The organism is Pseudooceanicola aestuarii, assembly GCF_010614805.1.
Classification (GTDB): domain Bacteria; phylum Pseudomonadota; class Alphaproteobacteria; order Rhodobacterales; family Rhodobacteraceae; genus Pseudooceanicola; species Pseudooceanicola aestuarii.
In genome coordinates this window covers 1,530,494-1,548,133 of record NZ_JAAFZC010000001.1, presented here as the reverse complement: position 1 = coordinate 1,548,133, position 17,640 = coordinate 1,530,494, and the positions used below count along the sequence as shown (strand labels likewise).

General features: G+C 66.0%; 20 protein-coding genes. 11 read left to right on the top strand and 9 right to left on the bottom strand.

The window, feature by feature from the left end:
- Positions 1 to 151 precede the first annotated feature (151 nt).
- Positions 152 to 586 (bottom strand): hypothetical protein, encoded by a 435-nt coding sequence (locus tag G5A46_RS07295; RefSeq protein WP_163848673.1) that lies wholly within the window; start codon positions 584 to 586, stop codon positions 152 to 154.
- 151 nt (positions 587 to 737) lie between these two features.
- Between G5A46_RS07295 and G5A46_RS07290 the strand changes: the two genes are divergently transcribed.
- The 4 genes from G5A46_RS07290 to rlmH all read left to right on the top strand — a co-directional run bounded on the left by G5A46_RS07290 (position 738) and on the right by rlmH (position 3,899).
- Positions 738 to 2,114: a mechanosensitive ion channel family protein gene (locus G5A46_RS07290; protein ID WP_163848671.1), complete on the top strand. Its 1,377-nt coding sequence runs from the start codon at positions 738 to 740 to the stop codon at positions 2,112 to 2,114.
- 50 nt (positions 2,115 to 2,164) lie between these two features.
- The gene (locus tag G5A46_RS07285; protein WP_163848669.1) at positions 2,165 to 2,836 is read left to right on the top strand and encodes an FAD-binding oxidoreductase; all 672 of its coding nucleotides are present in this window, start codon (positions 2,165 to 2,167) and stop codon (positions 2,834 to 2,836) included.
- Between the two features lie 222 nt (positions 2,837 to 3,058).
- Positions 3,059 to 3,421 (top strand): ribosome silencing factor, encoded by a 363-nt coding sequence (gene rsfS, locus G5A46_RS07280; protein ID WP_163848667.1) that lies wholly within the window; start codon positions 3,059 to 3,061, stop codon positions 3,419 to 3,421.
- Between the two features lie 7 nt (positions 3,422 to 3,428).
- Positions 3,429 to 3,899: a 23S rRNA (pseudouridine(1915)-N(3))-methyltransferase RlmH gene (gene rlmH / locus G5A46_RS07275; protein WP_163848665.1), complete on the top strand. Its 471-nt coding sequence runs from the start codon at positions 3,429 to 3,431 to the stop codon at positions 3,897 to 3,899.
- A 97-nt stretch (positions 3,900 to 3,996) separates the two neighbouring features.
- Here rlmH and G5A46_RS07270 read toward each other — a convergent pair whose 3' ends face one another.
- The 4 genes from G5A46_RS07270 to G5A46_RS07255 form a co-directional block, all read right to left on the bottom strand.
- Positions 3,997 to 5,325: a S41 family peptidase gene (locus G5A46_RS07270; RefSeq protein WP_476705172.1), complete on the bottom strand. Its 1,329-nt coding sequence runs from the start codon at positions 5,323 to 5,325 to the stop codon at positions 3,997 to 3,999.
- Between the two features lie 2 nt (positions 5,326 to 5,327).
- Positions 5,328 to 6,488, bottom strand: coding sequence for a murein hydrolase activator EnvC family protein (locus G5A46_RS07265; protein WP_163848661.1), 1,161 nt, complete (start codon positions 6,486 to 6,488; stop codon positions 5,328 to 5,330).
- Entirely contained in the window at positions 6,485 to 8,002 is a 1,518-nt protein-coding gene (gene gpmI / locus G5A46_RS07260) for a 2,3-bisphosphoglycerate-independent phosphoglycerate mutase (protein ID WP_163848659.1), read from the bottom strand. The genes G5A46_RS07265 and gpmI overlap by 4 nt, the downstream gene beginning before the upstream one ends.
- Before the next feature lie 163 nt (positions 8,003 to 8,165).
- A complete protein-coding gene (locus tag G5A46_RS07255; protein WP_204318706.1) occupies positions 8,166 to 9,392 on the bottom strand; it encodes an acyl-CoA dehydrogenase in 1,227 nt (408 codons plus the stop codon).
- A gap of 119 nt (positions 9,393 to 9,511) precedes the next feature.
- Between G5A46_RS07255 and G5A46_RS07250 the strand changes: the two genes are divergently transcribed.
- From G5A46_RS07250 to G5A46_RS07240, 3 genes are read left to right on the top strand one after another with little or no spacing between them, the layout of a single operon-like run.
- Positions 9,512 to 10,411: a LysR substrate-binding domain-containing protein gene (locus tag G5A46_RS07250; protein WP_163848657.1), complete on the top strand. Its 900-nt coding sequence runs from the start codon at positions 9,512 to 9,514 to the stop codon at positions 10,409 to 10,411.
- A gap of 54 nt (positions 10,412 to 10,465) precedes the next feature.
- Positions 10,466 to 10,948, top strand: a complete 483-nt coding sequence (locus tag G5A46_RS07245) for an RNA pyrophosphohydrolase (RefSeq protein WP_163848655.1) — start codon at positions 10,466 to 10,468, stop codon at positions 10,946 to 10,948.
- Positions 10,945 to 11,430, top strand: a complete 486-nt coding sequence (locus G5A46_RS07240) for a hypothetical protein (RefSeq protein ID WP_163848654.1) — start codon at positions 10,945 to 10,947, stop codon at positions 11,428 to 11,430. The genes G5A46_RS07245 and G5A46_RS07240 overlap by 4 nt, the downstream gene beginning before the upstream one ends.
- Before the next feature lie 14 nt (positions 11,431 to 11,444).
- Here the strand turns inward: G5A46_RS07240 and hemC are convergent, their stop codons facing one another.
- Positions 11,445 to 12,392 (bottom strand): hydroxymethylbilane synthase, encoded by a 948-nt coding sequence (gene hemC, locus G5A46_RS07235; RefSeq protein WP_163848652.1) that lies wholly within the window; start codon positions 12,390 to 12,392, stop codon positions 11,445 to 11,447.
- 130 nt (positions 12,393 to 12,522) lie between these two features.
- Here hemC and hemE point away from each other — a divergent pair, with 130 nt between their 5' ends.
- Entirely contained in the window at positions 12,523 to 13,596 is a 1,074-nt protein-coding gene (gene hemE, locus G5A46_RS07230; RefSeq protein ID WP_163848650.1) for a uroporphyrinogen decarboxylase, read from the top strand.
- A 65-nt stretch (positions 13,597 to 13,661) separates the two neighbouring features.
- Here the strand turns inward: hemE and G5A46_RS07225 are convergent, their stop codons facing one another.
- Positions 13,662 to 14,612, bottom strand: a complete 951-nt coding sequence (locus G5A46_RS07225; protein WP_163848649.1) for a YihY/virulence factor BrkB family protein — start codon at positions 14,610 to 14,612, stop codon at positions 13,662 to 13,664.
- Positions 14,613 to 14,938: 326 nt separating this feature from the next.
- A complete protein-coding gene (locus G5A46_RS07220) occupies positions 14,939 to 15,124 on the bottom strand; it encodes a PLDc N-terminal domain-containing protein (protein ID WP_204318705.1) in 186 nt (61 codons plus the stop codon).
- A gap of 628 nt (positions 15,125 to 15,752) precedes the next feature.
- Between G5A46_RS07220 and G5A46_RS07215 the strand changes: the two genes are divergently transcribed.
- Positions 15,753 to 15,923: a DUF1328 domain-containing protein gene (locus G5A46_RS07215; protein WP_163849926.1), complete on the top strand. Its 171-nt coding sequence runs from the start codon at positions 15,753 to 15,755 to the stop codon at positions 15,921 to 15,923.
- An 80-nt stretch (positions 15,924 to 16,003) separates the two neighbouring features.
- On the opposite strand, the gene G5A46_RS07210 is transcribed toward G5A46_RS07215, so the two are convergent.
- A complete protein-coding gene (locus G5A46_RS07210; RefSeq protein ID WP_163848647.1) occupies positions 16,004 to 16,810 on the bottom strand; it encodes a response regulator in 807 nt (268 codons plus the stop codon).
- 107 nt (positions 16,811 to 16,917) lie between these two features.
- Between G5A46_RS07210 and G5A46_RS07205 the strand changes: the two genes are divergently transcribed.
- Together G5A46_RS07205 and G5A46_RS07200 are read left to right on the top strand one after the other, a co-directional pair.
- Positions 16,918 to 17,079 carry a NepR family anti-sigma factor gene (locus G5A46_RS07205; protein WP_163848645.1) on the top strand — a complete coding sequence of 54 codons (162 nt, stop codon included), beginning with the start codon at positions 16,918 to 16,920 and terminating at the stop codon, positions 17,077 to 17,079.
- On the top strand, positions 17,076 to 17,633 hold the full coding sequence (locus G5A46_RS07200; RefSeq protein ID WP_163848643.1) for an RNA polymerase sigma factor: 558 nt from the start codon (positions 17,076 to 17,078) through the stop codon (positions 17,631 to 17,633). Before G5A46_RS07205 ends, G5A46_RS07200 begins: the two co-directional genes overlap by 4 nt.
- Positions 17,634 to 17,640: the final 7 nt, after the last annotated feature.

Below are 17,640 nucleotides of genomic sequence, written 5' to 3'. Positions count from 1 at the left end.
GAACCTCCAGGGGAGGCGGGCGCGATCATCCATGTCGAATATCCGTGTCATGCAGGATGAGATACATCGCGCGCCCGTTTGCCGCAAGGGATCGGTGCATCGCGTGCTGACATCGTGATCAGGGGGCCGGGGCGCCAGGGGCGCGGCGCGATCACGGTCCCGGCGTGGCCGGCGGCCGGGGCCGCGCCTGAAGGCCGGCAAGCCAGGCACGAGCCTCCGGCAGGGCCTCGAACTGGGCGAGTGTCAGCCGGTCCAGCCCATAGGCATGGCCCAGCATCATCCGCCCTATGCCATAGCCCAGAGTGTCCGGGGTCGACACGATGGCAAAAGGCAGCACCTGCCGCGTGTCCGGCCAGCCGATCAGCATGGCGCGCTCACAGGCCAGCAGGATGCGTCGCGCCCTGCGGCTGGTCAGATCCGAAGACGATTGCGCGCGCAGGTCGAACAACATTCCGGTCAGCTGTCGGGAGGAGATCATCACCAGCGCGTCGCCCAGAATCCGGTCCACAACTTCCGGGGCCGGTGCCTCCTCCACGCGGAACGTCAATAGCCCGTCCTGTTCGGACAGCTGGAACTCGGTACTCATACGGTCACCCACACGACACGTCGTGGTTGATAGAAGCATATCCGCGGCCACAGTACCATAACAGTCTGCCCCGCCATCCGACGCGCCCGGCCCGGCACTGGACAAGTTGCGCCAGCTCTCTACCTTGACCTTGATCCCGACAGGAGGACGGATGGAGCCGCAGAGCCAGACCACCGCCGCAGTCGCACAGGAGATCGCCACCCGGCTGGTCTCCGAAGCGCAGGTGTTCGCCACCAGCCTGTTGCGGCCCTGGAACGGCTATCAGATCGTCATCGCGCTGATCCTTATGGTTGTGGCCCACCTGGCGGCGCGGTTCCTGGCACCGCGCTATCACCACTGGCTGCGCGACCGCGACGGCTGGCCGAAATGGCGGCTGCGCTATGCGCTGATGTTGCACAAGCGGCTGCGCCTGACCCTGTTCGTGGCGATGATCTGGCCGCTGATCTGGGTGATGCGGGAGGTCACCTGGCCGTCCCGGTCCTATCTGCTCGGGATCGTGGGCAGCCTGGCGCTGGCCTGGCTGCTGATCGCGCTGGCCACCCGCCTGATCGTCAACGACATCGCGCGCGCACTGATCCGGCTGGGCGGCTGGATCTGGGTAACACTGGTGATCCTGGGTCTGACGGATGAGACGCAGCGCCTTTTCCAGTCCATCGGGTTCGACTTCGGTGACACCCGCCTGACCCTGTGGACGACGCTGCAGGCCATGGTGCTGCTGACGGCGCTGTTTGCGATGGCCCGGTTCCTGGCCCATGCCAGCGCCGCCAATATCAGCCGGGTGGAAGACATCTCCCCCTCCATGCGGGTACTGGTGGTAAAGTTCCTGCAATTGCTGCTGTATGGCATGGCGCTGTTTGTGGGGCTGCACAGTGTCGGCGTGGATCTGACCGGACTGGCGGTGCTGTCGGGGGCGATCGGTGTCGGGCTGGGCTTCGGCCTGCAAAAGGTCGTGTCGAACCTGGTGTCGGGGATCATCATCCTGCTGGACAAGTCGGTGAAGCCGGGCGACGTGATCTCCCTGGGGGAGACGTTCGGCTGGATCAATGCCCTGGGCGCGCGCTATGTCTCGGTCGTCACGCGGGACGGCAAGGAATACCTGATCCCGAACGAGGACCTGATCACCGGGCAGGTGGTCAACTGGTCCCATTCCAACGATTTCGTCCGGCTGGATATCTATTTCGGCACCGCCTATGGCGACGATCCCCACCTGGTGCGCCGCATCGCCATCGAGGCGGCGCAAGGCGTCGATAGGGTACTGACGCAGAAGCCGCCGGTCTGTCACATCGTGGGTTTCGGCGACAGTTCGGTGGATTACATCCTGCGATTCTGGATCACCGATCCGACCGGCGGGCTGACCAACATTCGCGGCAACGTCTACCTGGCGTTGTGGGACGCTTTTCGTGCGCATGGCGTCTCCATCCCGTTTCCGCAGCGCGAGGTGCGGATGCTGGGCACGGGCCAGGACATCCCCACCGAGGGGCAGGCGCCCGCCCCCGCCACAGCCCCGCCCACCGCCCCCAAAGGCTGAGCACGGAACCCCCGCCTGCGCCCTGTGTTGAGCCCTCGAAAGGAGGGCCCATGTCCCACATCTTGACCCTGCAAGAGAAAACCCCCGTCACCCATGACGTGAACCGCTATGTCTTCAACCGGCCCGACCCGTTCGATTTCGCGCCGGGCCAGGCGACGGAGATGTCGATCATCCAGCCCGGTTGGGAGGACAAGGGCCGCCCCTTCACCTTTACGTCCCAGCCCGAGGACGACCACCTGGAATTCACCATCAAATCCTATCTCGACCATGACGGCGTGACGGCCCGCCTGCGGCTGCTGAAGCCCGGCGACAAGGTGCAGGTCACCGAGGCTTTCGGCGCGATCCAGGACCAGGGGCCGGGCGTCTTCCTGGCAGCGGGGGCCGGCATCACGCCTTTCATCTCCATCCTGCGACGCCGGTTCCGTGACGAGACGCTCGCAGGATCTCAACTGCTTTATACCAACAAGTCCGAGGCCGACATCATCCATGCGGAGCAATGGGAGGCGATGACCGGCCTGCCGACATTCTTCGCGGTGACCGACGCGCAGACGGGCCGGTTCCACCCCGGCCCCATCGACCGCGAGGTTCTGGAGGCCCGGATTGATTCGACGAACGGGCCGTTCTACCTGTGCGGGCCGCATGGATTCGTCGATGACATGCGCGACACGCTGCGCGCGATGGGGGCCGATGCAGATGCAGTCATCACCGAAAAAGGCTGGTAAGCCCGTCATTTTGCCCCTCTGCGGCAGCCCCGCACCCAACCGGAGGCGCCCCGCCTGTTGCGGCAATGCCGCAGCGGCGCGGGCTTCGTTGAAAAGCGGCACGGGGATTGCTACATTGGGATCATGCCCAGCACCGGGGTTCCGACGGTGCGCCACCAGGAGGACGATGTCCTGTCACTCGACGCCATCGCGGGGGCACCCGCACCCAAAGGGGCCGCTGTCATGAGCGCCCCGCAAGAGCTGTCTTCCGAAGAGCAGCTTTCCCTGATCCTGACATCGCTGGATGACGACAAGGCGGAGGAGATCGTGAAGATCGACCTGCGCGGAAAGTCCTCCATCGGCGATTTCATGGTGATCTGTTCCGGCCGCTCCACGCGGCAGGTCTCTGCCATGTCGCAAAAACTGGCGGAAAAGCTGAAGCAGACCACCGGTCGCACCGCCAAGGTCGAAGGCAAGGAAACCGGCGACTGGGTTCTGATCGACACGGGCGACGTGATCGTCCATGTCTTCCGCCCCGAAGTCCGCGAATTCTACCAGCTGGAAAAGATGTGGCTTCAGCCCGGCCAGGCCGCGACGACCGCCTGAGCGACGCATGCGGGTCCAGATCTGCGCCATCGGGCGCCTGAAATCCGGCCCAGAGAAGGCGCTGATTGATGATTACCTGACCCGGTTCGACCGGACCGGACGGGCGCTTGGCCTTGGCCCTGCCACCGTGGTCGAAGGCGACGAGCGCAAGGGCGGCAGCATGTCCGCAGAGGCCACGCTGCTGCGCCGCACCTTGCCCGAAGGCGCGACCCTTGTCGCGCTGGACGAACGCGGCATGACCCTGACATCGCCCCAATTCGCCGAGATGCTGGCCGGATGCCGCGACAACGGGACACGCGACTGTGCCTTTGTCATCGGCGGCGCCGACGGGATCGACCCGGCGCTGCGGGCGCAGGCGGATCGGCTGATTTCTTTTGGACGGATGGTCTGGCCGCACATGCTGGCCCGTGTGATGCTGTCCGAACAACTGTACCGCGCCGCGACGATCCTGGCCGGCGGGCCCTACCACCGGGCCTAGCGCGGCGAACCCCGGTTCCCTCGCCCTGACGAACCCGCAATGAAAAACGCCCCGTGGCCGGACCACGGGGCGTTTCGTCAATTTCAGGCAACCGGGATCACTTCCCGTTCAGAGCTGACAATCCCTTGAGGATATCAATGGCATAGGCCAGCTGGTAATCCTCTTCGCGCAGCTTCGCGGCCTCTTCGGCCTTCTCCTGCTCCTCCTCGATCTGGCGGATCTGATCTTCGGACAGCGAATCGTTGTCCAGCGATCCGCGCAGGTCGGCCTCGCTCCGCGACCGGCGGGCGGCGGAGTCTTCTTCCTCCTCCTCCTCGGTACGGCGCGGCTGTTCGACCACGATATCGGGAGAGACGCCCAGCGCCTGGATCGACCGGCCCGAGGGCGTGTAATAGCGCGCGGTGGTCAGGCGCATGGCCCCGTCGCCCCGCAGCGGCATCACGGTCTGCACCGACCCCTTGCCAAAGGACTTCGTACCCACCACGATCGCCCGGCGGTGATCCTGCAACGCGCCCGCGACGATTTCCGACGCAGAGGCTGAACCGCCGTTGATCAGCACCACCATCGGCTTGCCGGCGATCAGGTCCCCCGCCTCGGCGTTGTAGCGATCGCCATCCGCCGGATCACGGCCCCGCGTCGATACGATCTCGCCCTTCTCCAGGAAGGCGTCGGAGACGCGGATCGCTTGGGTCAGCAGCCCACCGGGATTGTTGCGCAGATCCAGCACCACGCCGTTCACGTTGTCGATGCCGCCTGCGGCCTCGATCTGCTCGGCCAGCCCGGCCTCCAGATTGGGGTAGGTCTGGTCATTGAATGTCGTGACCCGCAACACCACGGTGTCGCGTTCGGTCCGCGAACGCACGGCGGTCAGGGTGATCGTGTCGCGGATGATGGAGATGTCGAACGGTTCGGCCGAACCTTCGCGCACCACGGTCACCACGATTTCGCTGCCCACCGGGCCGCGCATCAGTTCCACCGCGTCGTTCAGCGTCAGGCCCAGCAGGCTTTCGCCGTCGACATGGGTAATGAAATCACCCGCCTCGACACCGGCGTCATAGGCTGGCGTGCCGTCCATCGGCGTCACCACCTTGACGAAACCATCCTCTTGCGTGACCTCGATCCCCAGCCCGCCGAATTCGCCACGGGTCTGCACGCGCATGTCGGCGGCATCCTTGGGCGACAGGTAGTTGGAATGCGGATCAAGCGAGGTCAGCATACCGTCAATCGCGGCCTCGATCAGGTCGGCTTCATCAACTTCTTCGACATATTGATTGCGAATCCGCTCAAAAATGTCGCCGAAAAGGTCCAACTGTTCGTAGACGTTGGAATTGCGATCGCTTTCCTGTGCCAGCAACGGCGCGGCGACCTGCGTAGTGGCGATCACCGCTGCGGTCATGCCGCTGATGATGGCCATGGCGAATTTCATCTTCATTGCGTGTCCTTCGTGACTGCGAACCAGGGTTCCGGGTCCGTTGGTTCGTTTTCCCGCCTGAGTTCCAGGTAGAGCGTTTCCGTTCTCTCCGCCCCGCTACCGACGGAGAGATCCGACAGGATGGCCCCCGGTCCAGGATCTTCTCCCCCCATGAGGCCCACGGGGGCGCCTTCGGGGATGACCTCTCCGGCGGAACCGTAAACCACATCTAGCCCCGCCAATACCAACAAAATTCCGGGCTGCGGCTCAAGGATCATCACGTTTCCGTAGTCCAGAAGCGGCCCGCGATAGCGAATCGTCGCAGCAAAAGGCGCCGTGACCAGCGCGCGCGGCCGGGTGGCCAGAACAATGCCGGGCCGGATGATGCCTGCCGCGTCCGCCTCTCCGGCACGGCGCAGCACGCGGCCACGGACAGGCAGCGGCAAATCGCCCCGGCGGTCGGTGACTTCGGGCAAGTCCGGCGCGACACCCTCTTCGCCTTCGGCTACGGCCGATAATCCTTCGGCGAAACTGCCCAGCGTCTCGGCAGAGGCGATCAGCAGCGCCGTCCCCTCCGGGTCGGAGGTGAAGCGGCGCGGCAGGTCCGTACGGTCCGACACGGCCTGGCTCAGCGCGGTGCGGGCGCGCTGCACACCGTCCAGTCCCGTATCCAGCTGATCCACCGCGCTTTCCTGAAGAGCCCGCAGGGTGCGGACCTCCTGCAACCGGGCGCGCAGCCCGTCCGCGCGGGCATTCAGCGCCGGTGCCACATCGGCCAGGATCATCCCCGACCGGGCGGTCCCGGTGGGGCCATCGGGATGCAGCAGCAGGGTCGGCGCGGGCGCGCGGCCCATGGTCTGCAAAACGGCCAGAAGTTGGGCGATCTCCCCCTCGCGAGATTGCAATTCGGCGGTCAGTTCGGATTCGCGCAGCACGGCGCGACGCAGGCTTTCGCGCAGGGCGCCCAACCCCTTCTCGTAGGCGCGCAGCGTGTCGGTCAGCGCCGCGACCCGGTCCCCCGCACCCTGCGCCGCCTGCAAGGCGCGCGCCGCCGCGTCCAGGTCCGCCGCCGCCGCCTGGGCCAGGGCGCCGGCATCCGTCGCTGCCCGCAGAGGCAGGACAGCGGCCGGCACCAGGCATATGCCGGCAGCCAGGGCAAGCGCGGCGCGGCGGATCATGCGATCAGGCTCTCCCCCGTCATTTCCGCGGGTTGCGGCAGCCCCATCAGCGCCAGCAGCGTCGGCGCCAGATCCGCCAGCCGCCCGTCCCGCAGCCGCGCCCCCTCCGGGCCGCCAACCAGGGCCACGGGCACCAGGTTGGTGGTGTGGGCGGTATGCGGCGCGCCGGTGTCGGGATCGACCATGACTTCGCAATTGCCGTGATCGGCGGTCACGATCATCGCGCCCCCGGCGGCCTTCAGCGCGGCCAGCACGCGGGCCAGCCCGGCATCCACCGCCTCGCAGGCGGCGATCGCGGCGGCCAGGTCGCCGGTATGGCCGACCATGTCGGGATTGGCGTAATTGGTGACGATCAGGTCATACCCGGCCTCGATCGCGGCGACGAAACGGTCCGTGACCTCGGCCGAGGACATCTCCGGTTGCAGGTCATAGGTCGCGACCTTGGGCGAGAGCGGCATGAACCGGGTCTCCCCTTCCTTTTCCGTCTCGGCACCGCCATCCAGGAAAAACGTCACATGCGGGTATTTCTCTGTCTCCGCCAACCGGTACTGGCTGCGCCCCTGCCGCGCGACCCATTCGCCAAGGGTGTTCACGATCTTCCGTTTCGGAAAACAGGTGGTCATGAATTCACCATGCGCAGCAGAATATTCAACCATGCCCAACAGCGCGGCCAGCTTCGGGCGCGGCCCCGTGTCGAACCCGTCAAACCCCGGCTGGCCGATGGCCGCCAGGATCTCCCGCGCGCGGTCGGCGCGGAAGTTCAGACAGAACATGCCGTCGCCATCCTGCGCGCCCGCATAGGTGCCGATCACGGCCGGGACGACGAATTCGTCCGTCTTTCCATCGGCATAGGCGGCCTCCACCACCGCGCGGGGGGTGTCGGCGCGCGTGCCCTTGCCCTGGATCATGGCGGCATAGGCCTGTTCCACCCGCTCCCAGCGGTTGTCGCGATCCAGCGCGAAATAGCGCCCCGACACGGTGACGATGGCCGCCCCTTCGGGCAGCGCCGCCTCAAGCGTCTCAAGATACCCCAACGCGGAGGACGGCGCCACGTCGCGCCCGTCCGTCACGGCATGAAAGGCCACCGGCACCCCGGCCCCGGCGATCACCCGGATCGCCGCGATGACATGGGCCAGGCTGCCGTGCACCCCGCCATCGGACAACAGGCCCATCACGTGGGCCGTGCCGCCCGTCCCCTTCAGCGCCGCGATCATGTCCTGCAACGCCGGGTTGACGGCAAAGGATCCGTCCTCGATCGCCAGGTCGATCTGGCCGAGGTCCATCGCCACCACGCGTCCGGCGCCGATATTGGTGTGCCCGACCTCGGAATTGCCCATCTGGCCCTGTGGCAGGCCCACATCCGGGCCATGGGTGATCAGCCGCGCATTCGGGCAGGTCGCCATCACCTGATCAAAGGCCGGTGTCCGCGCCAGATGGGGCGCGTTCGCCTCTGTCCGTTCGGAGATGCCCCAACCATCGAGAATGCACAAAACAACGGGTTTCGGAACTGCCATGCCTGCCTCTTCTGCCTGTCCGCTCCAGCTATGCGGCAGCGCTGCGGCAATGTCCACCGGCTCCCCCCGATGGCCAAGGGGGCCGGCGCCTGCGCGCCCGCCCCCGGTCTGTCTTGTCAGGCGCTCGGGCCGGCCCTGCGGCCCCTGCCCCGCGTCCCGGCGATCAGAAGAACGCCTGCAACCCGGTCTGCGCCCGGCCCAGGATCAGGGCGTGCACGTCATGGGTGCCTTCGTAGGTGTTCACCGTCTCCAGGTTGGCGGCATGGCGCATCACCTTGTATTCGATCTGGATGCCGTTGCCGCCATGCATGTCGCGGGCCATGCGCGCGATATCCAGCGCCTTGCCGCAATTGTTGCGCTTGATCAAGGACACCATTTCCGGCGCCGCCTTCGCCGCATCGAACAGCCGGCCGACGCGCAGCGCGGCTTGCAGGCCCAGGGTGATCTCCGTCTGCATGTCGGCCAGTTTCTTCTGGTACAGCTGCATCCCCGCCAGCGGCTTGCCGAACTGGGTGCGGTCCATGCCGTAGCTGCGCGCTTGAAGCCAGCAATCTTCGGCCGCGCCCATCACGCCCCAGGCGATGCCGTAGCGCGCGCGGTTCAGACAACCGAACGGACCTTTCAGGCCGGACACATGCGGCAGCAACGCGTCCTCGCCGACCTCGACATTGTCCATCACGACCTCGCCGGTGATGGAGGCGCGCAGGCTCAGCTTGCCGCCGATCTTGGGGGCGGACAGGCCCTTCATGCCCTTTTCCAGGACAAAGCCGCGGATCGCCCCGTCATGCGCCTCCGACTTGGCCCAGACCACGAAGACATCCGCGATGGGCGAGTTGGAAATCCACATCTTCGCGCCGTTCAGCACGTAGCCGCCGTCGGATTTCCTGGCCGTGGTCTTCATCCCGCCGGGATCGGAGCCCGCGTCGGGCTCCGTCAGGCCGAAACAGCCGATCCATTCGCCCGAAGCCAGTTTGGGCAGATATTTCTTGCGCTGCGCTTCGGAGCCGTAGGCGTAGATCGGGTACATCACCAACGAGGATTGGACCGAACACATGGAGCGGAAGCCGCTGTCCACGCGCTCCACCTCCCGCGCGACCAGACCGTAGGACACGTAGCCCGCGCCCAGCCCGCCGTATTCCTCCGGCACCGTGACGCCAAGCATCCCGGCTTCGCCCATCTCGGCGAAGATCTCGGGATCGACGCCTTCTTCCAGGTACATCTTCTCCACCCGGCCCATCAGCCGATCCTGCGAAAACGCCCGCGCACTGTCCGCGATCATCCGTTCGTCCTCTTCCAGCTGATCGTTCAGCAGGAAGGGGTCTTCCCAGGCAAAGCTGGACATGTTCGGACGGTCCTTGTCCTTCAGAAGCGGCTTGTCGGCGATGGTCATGGTGCATCTCCCAATTCGTGGCAAACATGGATTCCGCGCCGGTATAGGCCATTGCCCCGACCGTATCTAACAAGTATTTTTCGCGCAGTTGATCGCAAATAGTCATCAGTGTCCCGCAAATGCGCAAATCTTACATCCCCTCCGTCGGAGAGCTTGAAGCCTTTTGCGCATCTGCGCGTCTGGGCACGACCCACGCCGCCGCGCAGGATCTGGGCCGCACGCAAAGCGCCGTCAGCCGGGCCATCGCGGGGCTGGAGGACCGGCTGGGCGTGGCGCTGTTTCATCGCGCGCGCAAACGGCTGGTGCTGTCGGACGCAGGCCGGGCCTTCCTGCGCGATGCCGAACGGCTGTTGGCCGATTTGAATGCCGCCGCCGTGGGGGTCATGGCCTTTGGCGGGCAGACCGGCGTGCTACGGCTGGCCACCCTGCCCAGTTTCGGACGATCCTGGCTGATCCCCAGGTTAGGCGCCTTTCAATCCGCGGTGCCGGGCGTGACCTTCGACATGGCCGCACGCCTGGCGCCGGTGAATTTCGACGCCGAACCCTTTGATCTGGCGATCCAGCGCAGCCAGCACCGCAGCGAAGGCGCGCATCACCTGCATCTGCTGGACGAAACGCTGGTCGTGGTGGGCGCCCCGACGCTGATCGGGCGCGGGGGGCCACTGGCCGATGACGACCTGTTGCGCCTGCCCCTGCTGCAACAGGCCACCCGCCCGACGCTCTGGCCTGATTGGTTCCGCCGGGCAGAGCTGGACCCTCGCCGCACCCTGCGCGGCGCACGATTCGACCATTTCGACATGGTGATCGACGCCGCCATCGCCGGTCTGGGCCTGGGGCTGGTGCCCGAGATCCTGGCCCGCGCACCCCTGGCGCAGGGGCGGCTGCGCCTTGCATCGCCGCACGAGATGCCCACCGGACAGGCCTATACCCTGATCTACCCCGATCGCAGCGCCGCCCTGCCCCATTTCGCGCGGTTCCGCGACTGGATCACCGCCGAAATCGCCGGGATCTGGGCCTGAGTCCGCTGGCCATCGCTGCCCGCGCCACTATGCTCCGCCCGAACGGAGGTACCCATGACACCCGAAGATATCGCCAAACTGCCCTACCGCCCCTGTGTGGGGGTCATGCTGATCAATGCCGAAGGCCGCGTATTCACCGGCCAGCGGATGGATTTCAAATCCGACGCCTGGCAGATGCCCCAGGGCGGTATTGATCCGGGCGAAAGCGTGGAGACGGCAGCCCTGCGGGAATTGTGGGAGGAAACCGGCATCACCGCCGACAAGGTCACGGTCGAGGCGATGACAGAGGGATGGATCCCCTATGACCTGCCGCACGAGCTGGTGCCCCGGATCTGGAAGGGCCAGTTTCGCGGCCAGGAACAGAAATGGGTGCTGATGCGGTTTCACGGAACCGACGCGGATGTGAACATCGCCACCGAACATCCCGAATTCGCGGAATGGACCTGGATGCCGGTTGATGCGTTGATCGACAATATCGTGCCGTTCAAACGCGCGGTCTATTCCCGCGTTCTCGACGCTTTCGGAGACAGGTTGTGAAACAGATCCTTGCCCTTTCCCTTGCTGCCACGCTGCTCGCCGGTCAGGCGCAGGCTCTGTCCTGCATGCGTCCCGATGCCGCCCGCAGCTACACCCGCGCGGCGGAGGCGGCCGAACCATATGTCGTGCTGCTGGGCACCCTGACCCATCAGTCTGGCCCCCTGCCCGAACGCGACCTGTCGGACCCGGATCCCGAAGAGCGCAGCTTTGCCGCCAGGTTCGAGGGGCATGCCCTGGCCAAACGCGGCTTTTCTACGCGATTCGCCACGCCGCTGACGCTGGAATTGACCTGCGCCGGGCCGTGGTGCGCCGGCTTGCCGGAGCAGGAGGGCGAGGTGCTCGCCTTTGTCGAACAACGCGCAGAGGGCTATCACCTACGGCTCGATCCCTGCGGTGGCACGCTCTTTCCCGACCCCGAGGCATCGACGGTCCGCCAGGTGACGCGCTGCCACGGCACCAATACCTGCCTGCCCGAGGACTGACCGGCGCGCGCGCCTCAGCCGCGCCAGTCGAAGAAGCCCGGCCCCGCAAGGGTCAGCATTTCTGCCGCCATGGCCCGGCCCAGTTCGGCCCCGTCGGCGACCGGTGCGCTGCGGTCATCGCACAGCCGTTCGGACCCGTCGGGGCGCAGGATCTCCCCGCGCAGGCGCAGGGTACCGCCCGTCACCTCGGCCAGCCCGGCAATCGGCGTTTCGCACGACCCGTCCAGCCGCGCCAGAAAGGCACGTTCGGCGGCCAGCTGTTCGGCGGTGGCGGGATCGTGGATCGCCTCCAGCAGCGCGGCGGCGCGGCGGTCATCGGCACGGCGCTCCACCCCGATGGCGCCTTGCGCGATGGCGGGCAGCATTTCCTCGGGCATCAGCGGTCCGCGCGCCACATGCGCCATATCCAGCCGGTTCAGCCCGGCCATCGCCAGAAATGTCGCCCCGGCCACGTTATCGGCCAGCTTGCGCAGGCGGGTCTGGACGTTGCCGCGAAACTCCACCACCTCCAGGTCGGGCCGTGCCACCAGAACCTGCGCCCGTCGCCGCAGCGACGAGGTGCCGACCCGCGTGCCTGCCGGAATATCCGCCAGCCCCGCATAGGCGGTGGAGACAAAGGCATCGCGAAAATCCTCTCGCGGCAGGTAGCAATCCAGCACCAGCCCGCTGGGTTGCAGCACCGGCATGTCCTTCATCGAATGCACCGCGATGTCGATTTCACCGGTGATCATCGCCTGCTCGATCTCGCGGGTGAACAGGCCCTTGCCGCCGACCTCCTTCAGCGGGCGATCCTGGATGCGGTCGCCGGAGGTGGAAATCGGGCAGATCTCGAAGGCGTCATCGGGCAGATCGAAGGCGGTGGCGATCCGGCGGCGCGTCTCTTCGGCCTGCGCAACGGCAAGCGGCGAGCCACGGGTTCCGATCTTCAGGGGCTGGGCGGGGCTGGGCAATTCGATCGACATGGCCCCGCCATACTCGCGGCAAATCGCCCTGACAAGCGCGCATCGCTTGACACTTTGTCGCCTGCGGGCGACCACGCCGACAACGCTTGCCACCCCTTCCCCCGCCCCAATCCCCGAGGACGGAACTCCGATGACCGAGACCACCACCGCCACGCCCCCCCGCAGCGGCAACCGCGCCGACAAGACCCTCCTGCGCGCCCTGCGCGGCGAGGCCCTGCCCACGCCGCCGGTCTGGATGATGCGGCAGGCCGGGCGCTACCTGCCGGAATACAAGGCAACGCGGGCGCAGGCGGGCGACTTCCTGTCGCTGTGCTACACCCCGGACCTGGCCGCCGAGGTCACATTGCAACCGATCCGCCGCTTCGGCTTTGACGGGGCGATTCTGTTCGCCGACATCCTGTTGGTGCCGCAGGCCCTGGGCGCCGACCTGTGGTTCGTCACCGGCGAGGGTCCACGCCTGTCGACGATCACCGCCCAGGCGGAGTTCGACGCGCTGAAACCGGCCGCCGATGTGCATGAGACCCTTTCGCCCGTCTACGAGACACTGCGCATCCTGACGCGCGAATTGCCCGCCGAGACGACATTGATCGGCTTTGCCGGGGCGCCCTGGACGGTGGCGACCTACATGATCGCCGGGCGCGGCACCCCGGACCAGGGGCCGGCCCATGCGCTGAAGGCCGCGAACCGTCCCCTGTTCGAGGCGCTGCTGAACCGGATCACCGATGCGACGATCGAATACCTGTCCGCCCAGATCACGGCGGGCGCCGAGGCGGTGAAACTGTTCGACAGCTGGGCCGGCTCCCTTTCTGCGGCGGAGTTCGACGCCTATGCCACCGCCCCGGCCAAACGGATCATTGCCGAGCTGAAGGCCCGGCATGGCGATGTCCCGGTCATCGCCTTTCCCCGTCAGGCCGGCGACAAGTATCGCGGGTTCCACGCCGCCACCGGCGCTGATTGCGTGGCGCTGGATGACAGCGTGACGCCGGATTGGGCGGCGGCCAACGTGCAGGTGGATGGCTGCGTGCAGGGCAATCTGGCCTCCCGGCACATGGTCACGGGAGGCGAGGCGCTGGTGTCTGAGACCCGCGCCATCGTTGAGGCGTTCCGGGGCGGGCCGCATATCTTCAACCTGGGCCATGGCATCACGCCGGATGCCGATCCCGACAACGTCCGCCTGATGGTGGAGACGGTGCGCAGCGCCTGAGCGCCCCCAACCACCGGGGCGACATCCTGCGGTGCGTCGGCCCCTGAGACCCCGCCCTGCGAGGATCAGGCCCGCGTCGGGTCGCGGTGATCATCCGCCTGCCGGCCCTGCGCCCCCGCGGTGTCAGGAGGGCTGCGGCCTTGGGCTTCGGCCTCCATGGCCGTGTCGTCGCCCTCGGCCCTGCCGGCGGTGGGGCTGCCGTTTGTCTGGCGCTTGATCTGTACATTCAACGATGCGCCCAGCAGGATCAGGAAGGCGCTGATATATAGCCAGATCAGCATCGCCACCGCCGCCCCGATAGAGCCATAGACCTCATTATAGCGGCCGAAATTCGAAATATAGAGCGAGAAGCCATAGGACGCGACGGCCCAGACCAGGACCGCCAGCACCGCGCCCGGCGTCACCCAGCGCAGCCGTTCGCCCCGGTTGTTGGGGCCATAGCGGTAGATCAGCGCCAGCCCGACCAGCAGCACGCCGATCGCCGCGACCCAGCGGATCAGCTCGACCAGCAGCGCCGCCAGCGGCCCCAGCGGAACGAAGGACAGCACGATCGGCGCGATCACCACCGAGGTTAACGCCACCAGCGCCACCCCCAACAGAGACACGGTCAGCGCCAGCGCCGTCAGGTAGTGCCGGATGCTGCCCCGGTTGCGTCGCCCGTGGATCATGTTCAACCCCAGGATCAACGAGGCCACGCCCGACCGCGAGGACCAGATCGCCACCAGCAAGGAGAGCAGCCCGGCCCAGCCCAGCCGGTCGCCACTGGTCTGGGTCAGGTTCGTGATCTGTTTCTCGACCAGGCCAAAGACTTCCTCCGGGACGATGGCGTGCAGCAACTCGATCTGCTCCACCAGGACCGCGGGATCCGAGATCAGCCCCCACAATGCGATAGTCGCGGCCAGACCGGGAAACAGCGCCAACATGCCGTAGAATGCCACCCCTGCGGCCACCAGGGCCATGTTGGTGTCAGTGATTTGCGCGATCACGGCGCGCGGCAGGGTCAGAAATCGGCGCATGGCGCGGGGGTTCCCTTGTTCATGTCAGGCGCACCCGCCTACCCTGTTGTACGCGAGGCGCGGGCGGTGCTGCGGGGCACAGGATGGGGCGATCTGCGCGGCATTCCAGCCCCGGCCCGCCATCCGGCACGGATCGGCGGCAAAGGGTGGTGCGGGGGCAACAGGGGGCGCAACAACCGGTGGGCAACGCGGGACGGATCCCGGCACCGCGAACGCCAAAAGGCGCGCAGTGCTCTGCGCGCCCGGCAATTCGTTTCGGGAAATTTGTCTGCATCGACGCGGAGCGGATCGGGCCGTGGCAGCCCGATCACCGGCGATGGCAGGGATCAGACCCGCGCGGCGGAGGATCGCGGCCCCGCGACGTACCAGATGATGAAACCGATCACCGGCAGGACAAGGACCAGAAGGGTCCAAAGAACCTTTTTCCCGACCGAAGCGGCGGAACCGAGGATCGAGACGATGGCCCAGATATCGAGGACCAGGATGATGAGGCCGAAAATGCCTTCCAACATGATGTTTCTCCTTTCAGGCCCGAGGGGCGCTTGTATCAACGCAACGCCGAGGACCCTGTCCCAATAGCCCGGCCATACCCGACAGGGATGTCCGTTCACCGGACCCGAAGTCGCCGGTCCGCTACTTCGGACCTTGTGGCGGCTTCTCCCTGACGCGGTGCCGTGGCCGGCCTCGTCGCGCCTTGAGAACAGAACACCCGCCGGGGAATTAGGTTCCCGGCGATGGTCGCGAAACCGTGATACGGGTGGGAAACGCCCCGGTATACGCCTTGTCCTGCACGTCACGACAGTCCCGATCGCACGCGGAACGCCAAAGCCTGCAGCGCGCGCTGCGGCCACCGCGGGGCCCACCGGAAGGCCGGAAATGCAGGAGAAAAAGGGGAGGAGTTGATTGGCGGGGTCATCGGGGTAAGCGGGGGAAAAGGGGCCCCGCCAATCAATAGGTGTCGGACACGACTGAGCTGTGTCCTGCCCATCAAACGCACCACATCCAATCCGGTTCCGCGCGTTCACGCGAAAAGTTCGCCCGCCCCGCCGACGCTGTCGCCACGGGAACCGCGCCGGGCCTTGACGCGTTGGACAGCCAGATCGCGGAACACCCGCAAACATGAACCTGAAAGGAACTCCAATGCTGTATTGGGCACTTATCTTCCTGCTGGTTGCCGTCGTCGCCGCAGTCTTCGGCTTTGGTGGCATTGCCAGCGCATCAGCCGGGATCGCGCAGATCCTGTTTTTCGTCTTCCTCGTGCTGTTCGTCATCGCCATGGTCGCACGGGCCGTCCGCGGGCGCGCACCTTGAACGCGGACACGACACGCACCCCAAGAAGAAGGCGGCCGGATACCTCCGGCCGCCTTCTTTGTTCCGCGCGTCAGGTGCGATCAGCTGTGCAGCGTCTCCGTCGAGGAGAAGAACATCGCCTGCGAGGCCGCCAGCCGCACCTGCTCCTCCGTGTAGGGCTTGGTGATCAGGAAGGCCGGTTCCGGCTTTTCCCCTGTCAGAAGCCGTTCGGGGAAAGCGGTGATGAAGATCACCGGCAGATCGCCCAATTCGCGCATCAAGTCGTTCACGGCGTCGATGCCCGACGAATTGTCGGCCAACTGGATGTCGGCAAAAATCAGGTCCGGCCGCTCAGCCATCCCCAGCTTCACCGCCTCGTCCCGCGTCCGCGCGACGCCGGTGACCGCATGGCCCATATCGGCGACGATGCTTTGCAGATCCATGGCGATGATCGCTTCGTCCTCGATGATCATGATCTTGCCGGTGACGCTGTCGGCCAGTTCGCGCTGCGCGATGGCCACAAGTTCCTGCGCCTCGGCCGGGCTGGTTTGCATGATCTCCGCGATGTCGTCGAAGGAAAATTCCTCGATGCTGCGCAACAGGAGCGCCTCGCGCGTGTTGGTCGTCAGCTTGCTCAGATGCGCCAGCGCCTTGGCGCGCAGCCCGGTCTCTCCCTCGTCGACCGGCGTGCCGGACGTCACCCAGATCGCGTGGAAGGCGCCGAACAGCGACACCTTGGTCGATCGCGCCTGGTCCATGATTGCCGGATCCTCCAACAGGGCTTCCAGTGTCGCGGCGGCGTAGTTGTCGCCCGAAGTCTGGCTGCCAGTCAGGGCCCGCGCATACCGACGAAGGTAAGGAAGCTCCATTGCGACACGTGTCGCGAGATCGTCGGAAACGGTGTCCATCACCTAATTCACCCCTATTTTTTCACTTTCATTGGGAACCGAACGCCGCCCCCCCGCGTTTAGTTCCGAAAAAAATGACACCGGGTCAGTGAAGAGTTCAGCAAAACATGGCGCATGACAGCGAAAAGAACAACGTACATCGGCAAATTGACGAGAACCTCAAGCGAGTGTTCCAGAGCAAGGCAGAAGAAGACCTGCCCGACCGGTTCAAGGATCTCCTGAAGCAGTTGAAGGACCGCGACTCCGGCACGGGAGCACCCTCTGAATGAGCACCCCCGATCCGCGCGACGAGATTGTCGAACACCTTCCCGCCCTCAGGGCCTTTGCCATGAGCCTTGCCCGCAACTCGGCCCAGGCGGATGACCTGGTGCAGGATACCATCGTCAAGGCCTGGTCGAAATTCGACAAGTTCCAGCAGGGCACCAACCTGCGGGCCTGGTTGTTCACCATCCTGCGCAACACCTTCTATTCCGGGCGCCGCAAGGCCTCCCGCGAGGTAGCTGATGTCGATGGTGTCTTCGCCTCCACCCTCGCGACCAAGCCCGATCACGACGGCCGCCTGGCGATGAAGGATTTCGAGGTCGCCTTTGCCCAGCTGCCTGACGAACAGCGCGAAGCGCTGATCCTTGTCGGCGCATCCGGCTTTTCCTACGAGGAAGCCGCCGAAACCTGTGGCTGTGCGGTCGGCACCATCAAGTCGCGGGCCAACCGGGGCCGCGCGAAACTTGCCGAACTGCTCAAACTCGACGACAACGAGTCGATGGAACTGACGGACCAGTCCACGATGGCAGTACTTGCCTCGAACGCCAGGTCAGCTGGCTGAACGGAGA